Origin of the sequence: Lysinibacillus sp. NPDC093190 (assembly GCF_050280425.1) — a bacterium.
Lineage (GTDB): Bacteria > Bacillota > Bacilli > Bacillales_A > Planococcaceae > Lysinibacillus.
This window is the reverse complement of sequence record NZ_JBNNVG010000005.1, coordinates 101685-116753: the sequence shown is the minus strand read 5'-3', so window position 1 is coordinate 116753 and position 15069 is coordinate 101685. Positions and strand designations below refer to the sequence as shown.

12 protein-coding genes are annotated in these 15069 nt (G+C 36.5%); 7 read left to right on the top strand and 5 right to left on the bottom strand.

Features of this window, described 5'->3' with window-relative positions:
* Positions 1 to 69: 69 nt before the first annotated feature.
* Positions 70 to 1806 (bottom strand): methyl-accepting chemotaxis protein, encoded by a 1737-nt coding sequence (locus ACQKOF_RS06265; protein WP_427554653.1) that lies wholly within the window; start codon positions 1804 to 1806, stop codon positions 70 to 72.
* A 453-nt stretch (positions 1807 to 2259) separates the two neighbouring features.
* A complete protein-coding gene (guaC, locus tag ACQKOF_RS06260; protein ID WP_427554651.1) occupies positions 2260 to 3243 on the bottom strand; it encodes a GMP reductase in 984 nt (327 codons plus the stop codon).
* 312 nt (positions 3244 to 3555) lie between these two features.
* On the opposite strand from guaC, the gene ACQKOF_RS06255 reads away from it, so the two are divergent.
* A complete protein-coding gene (locus tag ACQKOF_RS06255) occupies positions 3556 to 3975 on the top strand; it encodes a VOC family protein (protein ID WP_427554649.1) in 420 nt (139 codons plus the stop codon).
* Between the two features lie 98 nt (positions 3976 to 4073).
* On the opposite strand, the gene ACQKOF_RS06250 is transcribed toward ACQKOF_RS06255, so the two are convergent.
* Positions 4074 to 6023 (bottom strand): methyl-accepting chemotaxis protein, encoded by a 1950-nt coding sequence (locus tag ACQKOF_RS06250; RefSeq protein ID WP_427554647.1) that lies wholly within the window; start codon positions 6021 to 6023, stop codon positions 4074 to 4076.
* Between the two features lie 484 nt (positions 6024 to 6507).
* Between ACQKOF_RS06250 and ACQKOF_RS06245 the strand changes: the two genes are divergently transcribed.
* Positions 6508 to 6882: a VOC family protein gene (locus ACQKOF_RS06245; protein ID WP_370043940.1), complete on the top strand. Its 375-nt coding sequence runs from the start codon at positions 6508 to 6510 to the stop codon at positions 6880 to 6882.
* Positions 6883 to 7003: 121 nt separating this feature from the next.
* Here the strand turns inward: ACQKOF_RS06245 and ACQKOF_RS06240 are convergent, their stop codons facing one another.
* Positions 7004 to 7750, bottom strand: a complete 747-nt coding sequence (locus ACQKOF_RS06240) for a hypothetical protein (RefSeq protein ID WP_427554645.1) — start codon at positions 7748 to 7750, stop codon at positions 7004 to 7006.
* Positions 7751 to 8022: 272 nt separating this feature from the next.
* Between ACQKOF_RS06240 and ACQKOF_RS06235 the strand changes: the two genes are divergently transcribed.
* From ACQKOF_RS06235 to ACQKOF_RS06215, 5 genes are all read left to right on the top strand, one after another.
* The gene (locus ACQKOF_RS06235; RefSeq protein WP_427554643.1) at positions 8023 to 9186 is read left to right on the top strand and encodes an acyl-CoA dehydrogenase family protein; all 1164 of its coding nucleotides are present in this window, start codon (positions 8023 to 8025) and stop codon (positions 9184 to 9186) included.
* Between the two features lie 13 nt (positions 9187 to 9199).
* The gene (locus ACQKOF_RS06230; RefSeq protein ID WP_427554641.1) at positions 9200 to 10069 is read left to right on the top strand and encodes a transporter substrate-binding domain-containing protein; all 870 of its coding nucleotides are present in this window, start codon (positions 9200 to 9202) and stop codon (positions 10067 to 10069) included.
* Between the two features lie 165 nt (positions 10070 to 10234).
* Positions 10235 to 10942 carry an amino acid ABC transporter permease gene (locus ACQKOF_RS06225; protein WP_427554639.1) on the top strand — a complete coding sequence of 236 codons (708 nt, stop codon included), beginning with the start codon at positions 10235 to 10237 and terminating at the stop codon, positions 10940 to 10942.
* A gap of 12 nt (positions 10943 to 10954) precedes the next feature.
* Positions 10955 to 11656 (top strand): amino acid ABC transporter permease, encoded by a 702-nt coding sequence (locus ACQKOF_RS06220; RefSeq protein WP_427554637.1) that lies wholly within the window; start codon positions 10955 to 10957, stop codon positions 11654 to 11656.
* A 13-nt stretch (positions 11657 to 11669) separates the two neighbouring features.
* The gene (locus ACQKOF_RS06215) at positions 11670 to 12425 is read left to right on the top strand and encodes an amino acid ABC transporter ATP-binding protein (protein WP_387084875.1); all 756 of its coding nucleotides are present in this window, start codon (positions 11670 to 11672) and stop codon (positions 12423 to 12425) included.
* A gap of 82 nt (positions 12426 to 12507) precedes the next feature.
* Here ACQKOF_RS06215 and helD read toward each other — a convergent pair whose 3' ends face one another.
* Positions 12508 to 14814 carry an RNA polymerase recycling motor HelD gene (gene helD / locus ACQKOF_RS06210; RefSeq protein WP_427554635.1) on the bottom strand — a complete coding sequence of 769 codons (2307 nt, stop codon included), beginning with the start codon at positions 14812 to 14814 and terminating at the stop codon, positions 12508 to 12510.
* Positions 14815 to 15069: the final 255 nt, after the last annotated feature.

Sequence of the window (15069 nt, the reverse complement as noted above, 5' to 3'; positions counted from 1 at the left end):
ATAAAAATATAACGATCCCTTATAATTGGCTGTAAACCTATTTTATAAGGGATCTAGTAAAGTAGTACATCACGTAAAACGATCGACTAAATCATGCATGCGCTCTGCTTCTGTGTGTAGCTCTACCGAGGAGTGCATAATAGATGTGATTGCCGACTTTTGTTCATCAATCGAAGCATTAATCTGTTCAGTGGCAGCTGCTGATTGTGTCGCCACGCTAGCTATTTCATTAATGGCATTAATAACGATTAAACGATTTTCAGCCATCTCATGCATACCTTGATCGAGGGAAACAAGGTGCTCTGTAATGTCTTGTATAGAATCTGCTAATATAGTAAATGCATGTTTTACTTCGTTAATCGAAATAGCTTGTCCCTGTGAAAGCTGGAGCGTGTGCATCATCTTTGAATCTGAATTGGCTGCATCTATTTCGATACGCTTTAATAAGTTCCTCACGCGGCTAGTAGCTTCATTTGTATCCTCCGATAAATTACGCACTTCTTCTGCTACTACAGCAAAACCTTTCCCATGTTCGCCTGCACGTGCGGCCTCAATACTTGCATTTAAAGCTAGAAGATTAGTCTGTTCAGAAATGGACGTGATTGTTTGTACAACATTATGAATTTCTTCCATTTGGCCAGTTAAACTTGAGAAATTTGCTCTCAGCTCTTCGATGACATTCGTAAATTCATTCGAGTTTTGCTGTAATACTTCTACTTTTTGTCTGCCGTTTTCCTGAGATGTATGAATAGCATTCATATTTTCAGTAATATCTGCGTATTTTTCAGTTGCACTTGAGATGAGTGACGACAATTTTCCAACCATACTACTCGCCATTTCGGCTTCTTCAGCTTGAATAACGGCCCCTTTAGATATTTCTGTAATGGCTTGGTGGATTTCATCTGCTGAAGCAGTCGTTTCTTCTGTAATGGCGCTAAGCATTTCTGAAGAAACTCTCATTTGAGTAGCACTTTCTTTCGTATTATGAACCATTTCATGTAAGCTATGTTTCATTTTATTAACATTGCTAGCGAGTACCCCTAATTCATCTTGTGTCGTAATCAGAATGTCTTCACCAGTTAATTTTCCTTTTGCAATATCTGATGTCATCACCATAATTCGGCGTATGTATGAAGTCATCCTACCTGAGAAGAACCAATATAGTGTTACACCGATGATTGTTGCAAAAGCAGTCATAGCAAGTGAGTAGTAAAGGACCTTTTTAGTGCCTGCATTAAAATCCATTTCATAGGTACCAGCAGCTATAATCCATCCCCAATGCTTGTCCTTGGCTACATAGGTAATTTTAGGAGCCACTACATCTGGGTTTGACGGTAACGCCCAATCATATCGAACGTATCCACCGTCTGCATTTGCCTCATCAATCATTTCGCGTACAAAATAACGACCATCACTGGTTTGTAAGTCGGAGATGTTTTGTCCTTCAAGAGATGGGTGAGTTTCTACTGTTCCGTCATCTTTAAATGCATAAAAGTAGAAGTTTTCACCGTATTTAACAGGGTTATCAATGGATCTTTTATTATCTTTAAGTTTATGGCCAACTATCTGTGTTCGGGCTCGTTCCTGGGCTTCTTCTAGCGTAAGTTTCCCTTGTTGAACCTCCTCATCCAATTGAGCAATTAATTGAATAATGCCTAATGTACCATTTCTAAGACTTTGTCGACCGACCTCATCAATTTCATTTTTTGCCAAAAAGTAATTGACTGTTCCGACCAGTGCTGTTGGAATCAAAATGACAATAATAGCTAGAAGGACAAGTTTGTTGCGGACTGATGATTTGATCATAGGCAAAACCTCCGTTCTTTTCTGCTTACAAAAAAAGCAAATTGTAAAGTTACTAATAGTATAATTATAATATAAAGTTTTCTAATTAAATAGAAAATTCTGAAAATAAATAGAAGATATGTCCAGTTTTTGAATGGTTTGGTTGTAGTTGGTTAGAGGTGGAATTAAGCAAAGGAATAAAATACGAATTTTTTTAGGGGAGAAAATGAACCTGCTCAGGAAGCATGAAGAAGTGATCGGAGGAGAGTCGAAACAGCTCGGGTAGCCCAAAGAATTGCTCCGCCAAGAGCCAAAATCGCCCTGATTCCCTGAAGAAACTGCTTCGCTAAGAACCACCAACACTCGATACTCTCGACCCTATATAACACCCCAAATTACTAGTAGAAAAACGGTATCAATTAAATAAGACCCAAACAAGAATTTACTCCATTCTTGTTTGGGTTTCCCTATTTTTTAGTATACTTTATCTCCATTAAAAATAGAGTTTTTTACAATTACATAATCTACATTTCGAATGGCATCTAGTTTATTGCCACCTGCATAGGAAATAGATGATTGAAGGTCTTGTTGCATTTCAACTAAAGTATCTTTGATGCTGCCTTTATGTTCAACATACATCTTTTTACCTTCAACATTTTTACGTTCGCCTTTTTGGAATTCAGAAGCAGATCCGAAGTATTCCTTCACAGTTTTACCGTCGACTTCGATTGTATTGCCAGGTGACTCTTCATGGCCTGCAAATAATGATCCAATCATCACCATTGAAGCACCAAAGCGAACAGATTTTGCAATATCACCATGTGTTCGAATACCACCATCAGCGATAATTGGCTTCGTTGCAGCTTTTGCACACCAGCGTAGTGCAGCTAGCTGCCAACCACCTGTACCAAAACCAGTTTTGATTTTAGTAATACATACTTTACCTGGTCCAATACCAACTTTTGTTGCATCTGCACCAGCGTTTTCAAGTTCACGTACGGCTTCAGGTGTACCCACATTACCAGCAATAACAAAGCTATTTGGTAAATGTTTTTTGATATGTTGAATCATACGAATGACAGCATTTGAATGACCATGTGCAATATCGATTGTAATAAAATCAGGCACTAAATTTGCAGCTGCTAATTCTTCAATAAATGTGTATTCTTCATCTTTTACACCAACGCTAATTGATGCGATTAATCCACGGCCTTGCAGATCTTTGATGAAATCGATACGTGTTTCAGGCTTAAAACGGTGCATGATATAAAAGTAACCGTTTTCAGCAAGCTTCACAGCAAGACTTTCGTCGATAATTGTTTGCATGTTTGCTGGTACAACAGGAAGTTTGAATGTATGGCCGCCTAAAGTTACAGAAGTATCACATTCTGAGCGACTTTCTACAATACATTTTGCGGGAATTAGTTGAATATCCTCATAGTCAAATACGTTATCCATTATAAACACTCCTAAAATACGAATATTTTTTAAGTTTTAATTTAAATCGTTCGTCATTTGGTAATTTACATTATTTTTGAGTAAATGTCAAAGCTTTTATCGAAATAAATAAAAAACTAGCAGGAAAGAACAGGAATTAAGTGAAATATAAAGATATACTATTTTTCCGTTATAGTATGGGAAGTAGGCTTTATGATGATTTTTTAAAAGAGGAAAAGTAGTTTTTTGATCGGTTTATCTAAAATTTGTATTATTATTTGTTACCCATGTAAAATAGAATTGTTTCGAAAAATGACAAAGGGAGTGTTGAAAATGGCAGTAGAGGTTTACTTAATTTTAAATGGAAATTGTCGAGAGGCTGTATCTTTTTATGAGAAAGTTTTTAATACGAATAAGCCTGAAATTATGACATTTGGAGATTCACCACAAAATCCAAGTTATCAATTACCGGAGGAAGCAAAAGATCTTGTGATGCATACGCGACTTTCGATTTTTGGCAGCACTGTAATGTTCTCTGATACATTTCCAGGTAACCCATTCACGATTGGAAACAATATAACGTTAGCCGTAGTCTCAGACGACGAGGCTCAGATGCGAAAAGCTTTTGACGGTCTTAAAGACGGTGGCAAAGTTAAAATGGAGCTGCAAGAAACATTTTGGAGTAAATGCTACGGCTCTCTTACTGATAAATTCGGTATTGAAGGGCAATTTAGTTATGAGGAAAATAAATAAAGATCAATTATGCCTCGGCATAATTACGTCCGGAATAAGAAGTTAATATTGAAAAGCACGATGTTTGGGAAATCTCCATTAACATCGTGCTTCTCTTTTTAGTATTTAAAACGATTCACATAGCTTTGTAATTCATCAGCCATATTGAGAAGTGCTTTTGCGGCTGTAGCCATTTCCTGCATCGAGGATAACGTTTGTTCGGTTGAAGCGGCAACTTCCTCTGACGCGGCTGCATTTAATTTAGCATGATCAGTTAGCTCGATCGCAGTTGCAGAAACTTCTTCGACTACTGCTGACATCTCCTGAGCAGATGCAGATATATCCTCCATTTTCGGAGCAATATCGTGTAGACTTTTAATAATGCTTGCAAATTTTTTGCTTGCATCTTCTGTTAGCTGTAAACCATCTTGGACATCTGTTGAAGCCTTAATCATTGTTTGAACAGATTTAGCCGTTTCTTGCTGAATGCCAGTAATGAGTGCAGCAATTTGCTCTGCTGATTGATGGGATTGCTCTGCTAACTTACGCACTTCATCAGCGACTACTGCAAAGCCTTTCCCATGCTCTCCAGCTCGCGCTGCCTCAATAGCAGCATTAAGGGCAAGCAGATTAGTTTGATCTGAAATAGCACTAATAATTTCTAAAATAGAACCAATTTCTTTTGTTCGATCATAAAGTGATTTAATCATCGTATCTGATTGTGTCACAGATTCATGAATAGAAATCATTTGATTAACAGTTTGTTCGACTGCTTGTCCGCCTTCTTCGGCCAATTTTATAGCATGGCTAGATAAATCTGAAACCTGCATAGAGCTATCAGCGACCTCGACGACTCCTTTTGCGATTTCCTCAATAGAAACAGCATTTTGATCAATACCGGTTGTTTGTTTTTCTGTACTGATAGCAACCTGTTGCATAGCTTCATTAACTTGCTCTGAAGCAGCTATATTTTGTTCGGCATTCGCAGATAATCCATGCGCCGAAGTCTGTACGTATTGGGAGCTTTGATCAACGTTACGAATAAGTTCTTTTAAGTTAGTCTTCATGGCGATAAAGGCTTCCCCAAGCTGTCCAATCTCGTCTTTAGTATGAATGTCAATAAACGCTGTTAAATCTCCCTCACTAATTTTTATAGCGCTTTGTTTAAGTCGATTGATCGGATTAACGATCGATTTCATCATGAATAGCATAAAAATAATGCCAACAATAATAGAAATAGCGATGATTAATAAGTTGATATTAAAGGTCGAAGCAGCGGCATTTGCAGCTTCGGCAGTAAACATTGTACCAACAACTTTCCAGCCTGTTAGCTTATTTGTAACAAATTGTAGCTGACGATCTTTTTCTATAATGCTACCACTATCTTGTTCATAGATTTTAGCAATATAACTTTCTGTTGCTTCAGCACCACTTTCTTTATCTGGTTGGGCGATATAAATTTTATTGCTATCTAAAAGTGAAGCAAAGCCAGTTTCTCCAATGCGTATATCATTCGTGATGGTACTTAGTGTAGATATATTTAAATCTAATCCTATTACCCCAGAGCCATCGGGTAAAGCTTGAGTAATCGTAAGAACGATATCACCTGTAGTCTGTGTAATGTATGGAGCCGTAATAGATATTTGGTTTTTGCTATCTAAAGCATGCTTATACCAAGGTCTCGTACGAGGGTCAAACCCACTAGGGTATTTTTGAGCAGGCTCATCCAGTAGTCTGCCATCAGAAGTTCCGATATAAATCAGTTCCACCTCTGGATGCATGTTCATGTATTCGTGGAAAAGAGATTTAAGTTCTGTATTTTGGGCTTCTTGTAAATAAGATTGATTGAGCTTTTTTGAAAAATATTGAATGTCCTTCACTTTTGGCTCAATCGTGTTGGTAATATTCGTATTAAGCGTGCGCACACTCTCGGTTGTACTTGCTTGTTGTTCTTTCGAAATTTGCTTTCCAGCACTTTGGTAAGACACAATTCCAATTAACAGTGTTGGGATGAGAAGTATTGCTAAAAATGAAAAAATGAGCTTTTTCCTTAAACTTAGTTGTTTCACTTGAATTATCCTCACTATAATTTAGTATTTTATACTTTGTCTTATCACCGAAAATCGAGGAAATAACGCCTTCGTGACCAACCTCCTACAGCTGCCGCTTCTCTTTCGCGCAAAAAAGATCTGCTGCCGCTTCGCTTTCGCACAGACAAAACCCGGTCGGCTGACGCTTCTCTTTCGCGTAAAAAACATCTGTCGCTACGTTAACACTACGCTTTCGCACAAAAAACATTTATTACCCTAAGAGGCTCATCGGATAATCGACACCCTATGTTATGGTGAAAAGTATATACTTTACCGATTAAGGCAAATAATAGACGACTAGGCTCATTTTATCAAAAATAAAATAAAAGTTAAGTATTTTGTAATAACTGTTCATTAATAGTAGATATCATCAACTAATACTTTTAATTTCTCCTAAAAAAGATTGACATATAAAGCTACTGTTTGATGTATACTAATGCTCAAAAGAGGAGGGAATTGCTTCATGATTCGACAAATTGGACAGGTAATGTTATATGTAAATGATCAGGATACTGCCGTGAAGTTTTGGACAGAAAAAATTGGATTTGTAGTAGTTGCTGACCAGGAAGAGGGCGGAGTACGTTGGATTGAAATTGCTCCAACTAAAGAAGCTCAAACTACCTTTGTTCTTCACAGTAAAGAAATCATTGCAAAAATGCAGCCGGAATTAAATTTAGGGACACCTTCTATTATGTTTTATGCAGATCATATAGAAAACTTATATCAGGATTTTCAAGCAAAGGGCGTAAAAGTAGGAGATTTAGTAATGATGCCAATGGGTAGGGTTTTTAATTTTGCTGATCACGAAAATAATTATTTTGCATTGGTAGAAAAATAAATCTTATAGTTACATGGATGTCTTATCAGTAGAAAAAGTTAACGGGGAATCTGTCCGATTTCAATTGTTCTGTGCTGAAATCGGGCAGATTTTTTTCTATATAAGTGCGTTGAATTGCAATTTACTTTAAATCTTCTCCAAAAATCCCTACAGTTTGACGGTCAATACTAAAGTCATTGCCATCCCATTTTAAAATATTTTCTACATAACCTAATCCATCGGCGTGAAATCTGCCTGCAATAGCCTGATACGCTAAAATCTCATATATTCCATCACGTTCATAGTCTACTGGATATAATCCGCTGATTGGATCCACCCATCCTTCAATAGGATGCTTTAGTGTACCGTCTTGATTATAAATTTCCGCTAAATAATCCGGACCCTTATATTGTAAATCGATGATGTATTGCTTTTTGGGATTCATGCTACGAACGGCTACTTTGTATTGATTTTGATAATTAACGGTGTACTTTAACTTATTATTAAATGATTCAGCATCAAAAATCGAACGTATTTTGCCGTTTATTGAGGCAAATATTTCGCCGTTAATAATACCTCCACTACCTCCTGTGTCAGAAATGGCTAAAATATCTTCTAGATGATTGCCGGTAAAGTCACTTAAAAATATAGTTGGGTTGTAGCCGACGCTTTGTTTTAACATTATTTTTTCGAATTGGTGCGATTGTCCGTAAAAAATAGCAAGCGTTAGGTTTTTCCACAAAGGGCTATCTGGCGTTTTAGTCCCCATCAGAAGAACAGTTTCAAGTAGGCCATCTCCATTAATATCTCCAAATTTCGTTTGAATAACCTGAGGGGTCATAGGTGAAATAGCCATATTATTCAAAGATGGATTCATATTATTAGTCATACATGCACCTCTTTCTTTAGTTTTAGCATATGTTGTAAACATGGCTTGGTGAAATAAAGAAGACGTGTTAGTAATGAATATAAAACTTATAAAAAAACTTATAATTAACCCATTGACATTTTTAAATGCGAAAAGTATCATAAATGTCAACGAATCAGAAAATTCAGTACCGATCATCATCTCTCTACTAAAAAGTAGGTAGAGATTTTTTTACAACATTAATTCTTAGTAAATATATATGTTTTATACATTTTGGGAAGAAGGAGATTTTCTTGAAGAATTTATTTATTAAAACAAAGCAGCAGCAGTATTGGCTAGATCAGCTAGCATCTATTTCTGAGTCAATCAAGGCTGAGGCTAAAGAGGTAGATGAACAATCTCGTTTTCCATTCGAAGCACATAAACTACTTTTGCAAATTGGTTATCCAAAACTAACTTTACCGAAAGAATATGGCGGTGAAGGATTATCAGTCTATGATATGGTACTCGTTCAAGAAACGTTAGCGAGCTATGACGAGAATGCTTCACTCTCACTAGGATGGACATTAGGCGTTGTAGGGGAACTATATGAGGAAAAGCTATGGGCAGACGATATGCTAAGTTCTTTTGCCCAGGAAATAATGAACGGTGCCATTATAAATAGGGCTGTAAGTGAAGCGGCAACTGGGAGTCCAACACGAGGAGGGCGACCAGGAACAAATGCTGTGTCAAAAGAGGCAGGTTGGCTCTTAAATGGACGTAAAATCTTTACGACAGCCTCCCCGGTACTAGATTACTTCTTAACATCAGCGTGGATTGAGGAGAAAAATCAAATTGGTTACTTCCTTATTCATAAAGATGCCCAAGGGCTTTCAATTGAAGAAAACTGGGAAATGTCTGCAATGCGAGGCACAAGCAGTCATGACCTAGTTTTAAAAGATGTGATAGTCCCTTCAAATCATTTAGTAGAGTTACCGGGTCACCCAAGTGGTGGCAAGATAAATGGTTGGATTCTACATATACCAGCAACATACTTAGGGATTGCACAGGCAGCTCGTGATTATGCACTGCATTTTGCCAATCATTATCAACCTAATAGCTTGAATGCTCCGATTAGTACTTTACCAAATGTACAGCAGCTTCTAGGTGATATTGAATTGAAGCTATATCAAGCGCGCTTTGTACTGTATGGGGTTGCCGAAGCTTATGATGACTCAGCTAGACGTGAGCTTTTGGCAAATGAAATGGCAGTTGCTAAGCATACGGTAACAAATTTGGCGATTGAAATCGTCGATAAGGCAATGCGTGTAGTAGGTGCGAAAAGTTTACAATTAACAAATTCATTGCAACGCTATTATCGAAATGTTCGTGCAGGACTTCATAATCCACCGATGGATGATATGACAATTATTAAATTGGCAAATGCCGCAATTGAACAGCAAAAATCGCATGAATAAGGGGAAATGATATATGTTTAAACATAAGAAAAAGATTTTTCAACTAGCCGCAATCGGGTTGGCTTCACTTGCTATTTTAGCGGGCTGTAATTCAGGTGAAGCTTCAGATAAAGATTCAGAGGATGGCGCGAAAGTACGTACAGTGAAGGTTGCATTTGACCAGGCATCTAAGCCAATTAGTTATCTAGATGATAACGGAAATCCAACAGGCTACGATGTGGAAGTTATGAAACTAGTGGATGTGATGTTACCTGAATATAAGTTTGAATTTGTAGGGACAACTAGTGATGATTTACTAATTGGTGTTGAGCAAGGGAAATATCAAGTAGGAATAAAAAATGCCTTTTTTACGCAAGAACGTACAGAAAAATTTATTTTCCCTAAAGAATTTTTAGGCTTAAGTAGTGCTGGTTTAGTATTACGTAAAGAAGATGAAGGTGTAAAAACATTAGCTGACTTTGCGAAAAAAGGTTATTCATTAGCACCAATCGCTGCGAATAATGCTCAATACACAATTATTGATGAATATAATAAAGCCAACCCAGACAATCAAGTGAAATTACAGGCTGGGGATGCGTTCACTGTCGATGTCGTGCAATGGGTAAATGAAAAACGTGTCGATGGCGGTATTATGATTGAAGGTCCATTTAAACAACAAGTTTTAGCAGAAGATGGCCCTTATCATAATTTAAAGGATGACGTAGTTTACAACGAATTTGCCGTTATTAAAACATGGCCGTTGTTCAATAAAAAGGAACAAGAATTTGCAGATGCTTACGATAAAGCTATAGCAAAAATTAAAGAGCAAAAGAAAACAAATGAATTAAGCACTAAGTTTTACGGTCGAGATTTATTTGAAGTGTTAGAAACTGTGAAGCGCTAATAGGCGGTAGCTGATTAAAGAAGACTCCTCTTTAGAAGAGAAAGTGTTAGCAGCTACTCCCCAATAAAAGGCTGTTGAGTCAGTATACTCAGCAGTCTTTATTAATACAGAGAGAACTATTACTTTTGCTGTAGTCCAGACATTTATATAAAAGTTGGTGAGGAAATGGAAAAGTATTTTGATGCATCATACATTTGGAACTCAATTCCTGTATTACTGCCGTTTTTAAAAGTTACCTTCTTAATTGCAGGGTCTTCCATTGTACTAGGCACAATATTTGGCTTACTATTAGCGGCTGCCAAGTTAAGTTCAATAAAATTACTGCAAACATTAGCGAATTTATATACTACGATTATGCGCTGTACGCCATCTATCGTTTTATTATTCCTCGTATATTATGGTGTTCCAGCGTTAGCGGAAAACTTCGGCATAAATCTCCATTCAATCGATACAGCCATTTTCGTAGTCGTGACGTTCACTTTACAATTTGCAGCGATTATGTCAGAGGTTATTCGTTCTGCCTATTTAGCCATAAATAAAGGGCAATTTGAAGCGGCTGTTAGTGTGGGATTGACTCCATTTCAAGCCTATCGACGTATTGTTTTCCCACAGGCACTCGTGATCGCTTTACCGAACTTTGGGAATGGAATGATTGCGTTATTACAAGAAGGGGCGCTCGCTTATACAATCGGTTTAATTGATATTGTCGGAAAGGCAAATTTAATTATCGCAAGTAATATTAATGCACATGCATTAGAAATATATATTGCTTTAGCGATTGTTTATTGGGTGCTGTCGATTATTATTGAAAAATTCTTCGCTATGTTAGAAAAGTTCTTTGGTAAGGGGAAAAAGACATTAGAAACAACGTAAGGAGGCGTAACCATGAATTATCAATTTTTAGTTGAAACATTTTTTGTTGCATTATCAGGTGTACCTATCGCACTCCTTGTGACAATTGTTGCTATGCTTGTTGCTTTACCACTTGGCTTTCTATTAGCACTAACACGGGTCAATAAAATCCCAATAATCCATCATATAGCAAAAATTTATGTCTCCTTTGTTCGAGGTACACCTATAATCATTCAAATCTTTATTATTTATAGTAGTATCCCATTACTACTTAAAATGATTTTTGAAAAATATAATATTGCCTATGATATTTATAAAATCAATCCGATTTGGTATGCATTTATCGTCTTCGCATTTAGTACAACGGCAATTTTAATAGAGGTATTTCGTTCTGCTTTAAGTACGATTGAAAAAGGTCAGCTAGAAGCTGCTCATGCAGTAGGCTTATCTACATTTCAAGCTTATCGCCGTATTATTATTCCACAGGCTTTAGTAGTAGCTATGCCTAATATTTGTACGGCTACAGTCAATCTCATTAAAGCGACGTCTTTAGGCTATGCAATGTCCTTACCTGAAATTACATTAAAGGCTAAGGTAGCTGCAAATGTTGGCTACAATTACGTAGAAGCATATATTGATATTTTCATTGTGTACTTAATTTTATGTAGTACGGTTGAATACATTTTTAAACGTTATGAAAAACATTTAAGTAAATTCAAAGTGGCAAAAGCCTAAGGGGTGAACGAGTATGTTAGAAATTAAAAATATCCATAAATCATTTGGTGACAATGAAATTTTAAAGGGTGTCGATTTAGCTATTGATAAAGGTGATGTTGTTGTTATTTTAGGTCCCAGCGGCTCAGGAAAAACAACATTATTACGTTGCATTAACTTTTTAGAGAAAGCTGACCAAGGACATGCGACATTTGGTGATATCCAAGTAGATTTTCAAAATGTGAAGAAGAAGGACGTACATTCCATTCGTCAACGAGTAGCCTTTGTATTTCAAAACTATAATCTTTTCACGAATAAAACAGCGCTAGAAAATGTGACAGAAGGGCTTATTATAGGACGTAAAATTCCAAAGGCAGAAGCGATTGAAATTGGCAAAAAGGCGCTTGATAAAGTAGGCTTATCAGAAAAATATGATGCCTATCCAAGTCAATTGTCTGGAGGTCAGCAGCAGCGAGTTGGTATTGCACGAGCAGTAGCGTTAAATCCTGATATTATTTTATTTGATGAACCGACTTCTGCACTTGATCCTGAACTAGTAGGAGAGGTCCTTCAGGTTATGAAGAACATTGCAGCAGAAGGAACAACGATGCTTGTTGTCACACATGAAATGGGCTTTGCAAAAGACGTAGCAAATCGTGTGATTTTTATGGATGGTGGTGTCGTTGTAGAGGAAGGAAGTCCTCATGATATATTTGTTAATCCGAAAGAGGAGCGCACGAAGAAATTCTTAAAACGTGTTATTCCAGAGGATTATACGTACTACATTTAAAGATAATAAAAAAACAAGAAGAGAATCTGCAATCCTACCATGGAGTGTCAATGGAAGCCTACAGATTCTCCTTTTGTAATGGTTAAAGCTTTAAAAAATGTGTTAACTCATTAATTGAGTAGATATGCAATTCGTGCATCGCTCGTGTACAAGCTGTGTAGAAATAATTACGTTCTGTTTCTCTAGAATAATTAGCTGCGGAGGCATTGTATAGCAAGACAGCATCGAATTCAATTCCTTTTGCCATATAAGCGGGTAACAGTAAAATACCTTTTTTAAATTGTGTTGTATGATGGGTAATGAGTTGGATATCTACTTGGTCTTTCATTTTATCAAAAACCTTCGTACACTCTTGCTCTGTTTTACAGATGACTGCAATCGTTTCGAAATTTTGGGACAAGTTGTTAATTTTTTCGACAAGCTGTTCAATTAAATCTATTTCATTCGGAACAATCGTGATAGTTGGTTCGGGACCAGTTCTATTAAAGGCTTCTACTTTGGCGTCCTCATGTAAAATCTTCGAAGTAAGGTGGATAATTTGTTTTGTTGAGCGATAACTTTTCGTTAATATCATTTTTTCTGCTTGTTCACCATACAATTGTGGTGTCAGCAGTGAAGGATTTTTAAATGTATGAGGATGGATAGTTTGATGTCCATCACCCAATATAGTCATACGTGCACGTGGGAATAATTGTTGTAATACAAATAGCTGAAATGGAGAATAGTCCTGTGCTTCATCAATTAAAACATGACGAATCATCGTATTTGTTCGTTGACCTTCTATCTTGTCCTGTAAGTATAAAAATGGAGCAGCATCTTCATACGAAATAATGCGCTTTGCTAAGTTAGGGAGTGTATGTTGACAGATTTCTTCCCATTGGTCGGGTAAAAAGTTCTGTAAGTACTGATGAAGAGTGTTGTTCATTTCAAACAATTGACGATAAATGCCTAACATATGAACGAACTTTAATTGTTTCACAGATTGACGAAGTGGCTTGAACTGCTTTTTGACAATTTGGATAGCTATTTTCTTACGCTCTTGCTCAAAATCATCAAAGGTGTTTTCTGTAAAACGACCTTCCTGTAAAAGCTCGCTATAGGTTTTTGTATACTCTTCAATGTCTAAAAGTTCACTAGCTTCTTCTACCCATTCTTTCGTACGTTCTGCTTTTTCAATTTTCGATAATTGTTGTAATAACCATTCTTTTACCAATTGTAGTCGATTTGGGATAGGAATTGTGGAATTGAACGAATAAAAATATTCAGCAATTTCTTGAGCGGTAATAATTCTTTCTCCGCGAAAAACAATATTTTTAAACAGCAAACCTTCATTTGCAAGATAATCAATATATTTGTCCATCAGTTCTCGATATTGGAGGCTAGCTTTAAAAGAAATAATCGTAAGCTTCGTTTGGTAGAGTGAGTCATCTTTCTCTGTTAAAAGTGACTCCAATTGTTCATAAGGATATTCCAATTGGAACTGTCGACCTAAACGTTTTGTTGCATATTCGGAGAAGGTTAATTGCTGCATATTATCTTCACCTAAATCCGGTAAAACCGTATTAACATATTGATTAAATAGCTGGTTAGGTGTAATCAATAAAATTTGATCTGCGGTAATCTGGTCTCGATAATGATACAACAAATAAGCAACACGTTGGAGAGCAACAGCCGTTTTTCCACTACCCGCGACACCCTCTACGATTAGATAAGGAGTGTTGACATGTCGAATAATTTGATTTTGCTCAGCTTGAATTGTTGCTACGATACTACGGATATGTTCGTTTGCATTTTGAGCGAGAATATCGAGTAATAAATCATCACCAATAGTTAAACCTGTATTAAACATTGATTGTAATTGACCATTTTTAATGATAAATTGCCGTTTTAAAAGCATCTCACCTTGGATTTCTTCAGTCGCCGTTTCATAAGTAGCTGGGCCAGGCGTGAAATCATAATACATACTTGATATCGGGGCTCGCCAATCATAAATTAATATGTTTTCGTTCTCTTCATCCATTAAGGTTGCTACACCAATATAAATATTTAAAGGTTCGTTATGACCATCCTGTAAAAAATCAATGCGAGCAAAATAGGGTGATTGCTGTAAACGGTCATAAATTTTTACATCCTTGATGACACGTTGCTGAGCATGCTGGGAATCAGATAAGAGCTCTGCCTGTTGTTTGATAGCATAAAAGGTTTCGTCTAGATCCTCAGGCGTATCTAAATTCACTCTAACGTCATCCCAAAAGGTTTTCTTTAACGTTAAAACATTGTCTTTAACAGTCTGTTCTTTTTGTAGTAATTCCTCTTTTTTGTGGCCAACTGTGTTTAAACAAAGAACAAGATACTGTTTTTCTTCTGTCCATTCATATTGCTTTTCCAATGTTACTCACATTCCTTTCAATATGGATTTAGAATCGGGAAATTTATCATACAGCTAGTTCAGAAAGAAGTATAGTCTAGTATTTTTGGCAAATTTATGATACAATAAACTTATAAGAGAAAATCAATTTTTTAATAAAAAAGACTGTTCCGCAAAAGGTGGAGCAGTCTTTTTTATAGTCAAATTTCCCCTTTTGAAGAATGTTGCTTTTTATGGATAGTCTCCGAAATTTTGGTATGACATCATGTATATAAG

Coding starts and splice junctions, on each gene's coding strand:
- ACQKOF_RS06240 (WP_427554645.1), bottom strand. CDS start 7,750: ATGACTAATAATATGAATCCATCTTTGAATAATATGGCTATTTCACCT.
- guaC (WP_427554651.1), bottom strand. CDS start 3,243: ATGGATAACGTATTTGACTATGAGGATATTCAACTAATTCCCGCAAAA.
- ACQKOF_RS06225 (WP_427554639.1), top strand. CDS start 10,235: ATGGAAAAGTATTTTGATGCATCATACATTTGGAACTCAATTCCTGTA.
- ACQKOF_RS06255 (WP_427554649.1), top strand. CDS start 3,556: ATGGCAGTAGAGGTTTACTTAATTTTAAATGGAAATTGTCGAGAGGCT.
- ACQKOF_RS06220 (WP_427554637.1), top strand. CDS start 10,955: ATGAATTATCAATTTTTAGTTGAAACATTTTTTGTTGCATTATCAGGT.
- ACQKOF_RS06245 (WP_370043940.1), top strand. CDS start 6,508: ATGATTCGACAAATTGGACAGGTAATGTTATATGTAAATGATCAGGAT.
- ACQKOF_RS06265 (WP_427554653.1), bottom strand. CDS start 1,806: ATGATCAAATCATCAGTCCGCAACAAACTTGTCCTTCTAGCTATTATT.
- ACQKOF_RS06230 (WP_427554641.1), top strand. CDS start 9,200: ATGTTTAAACATAAGAAAAAGATTTTTCAACTAGCCGCAATCGGGTTG.
- ACQKOF_RS06215 (WP_387084875.1), top strand. CDS start 11,670: ATGTTAGAAATTAAAAATATCCATAAATCATTTGGTGACAATGAAATT.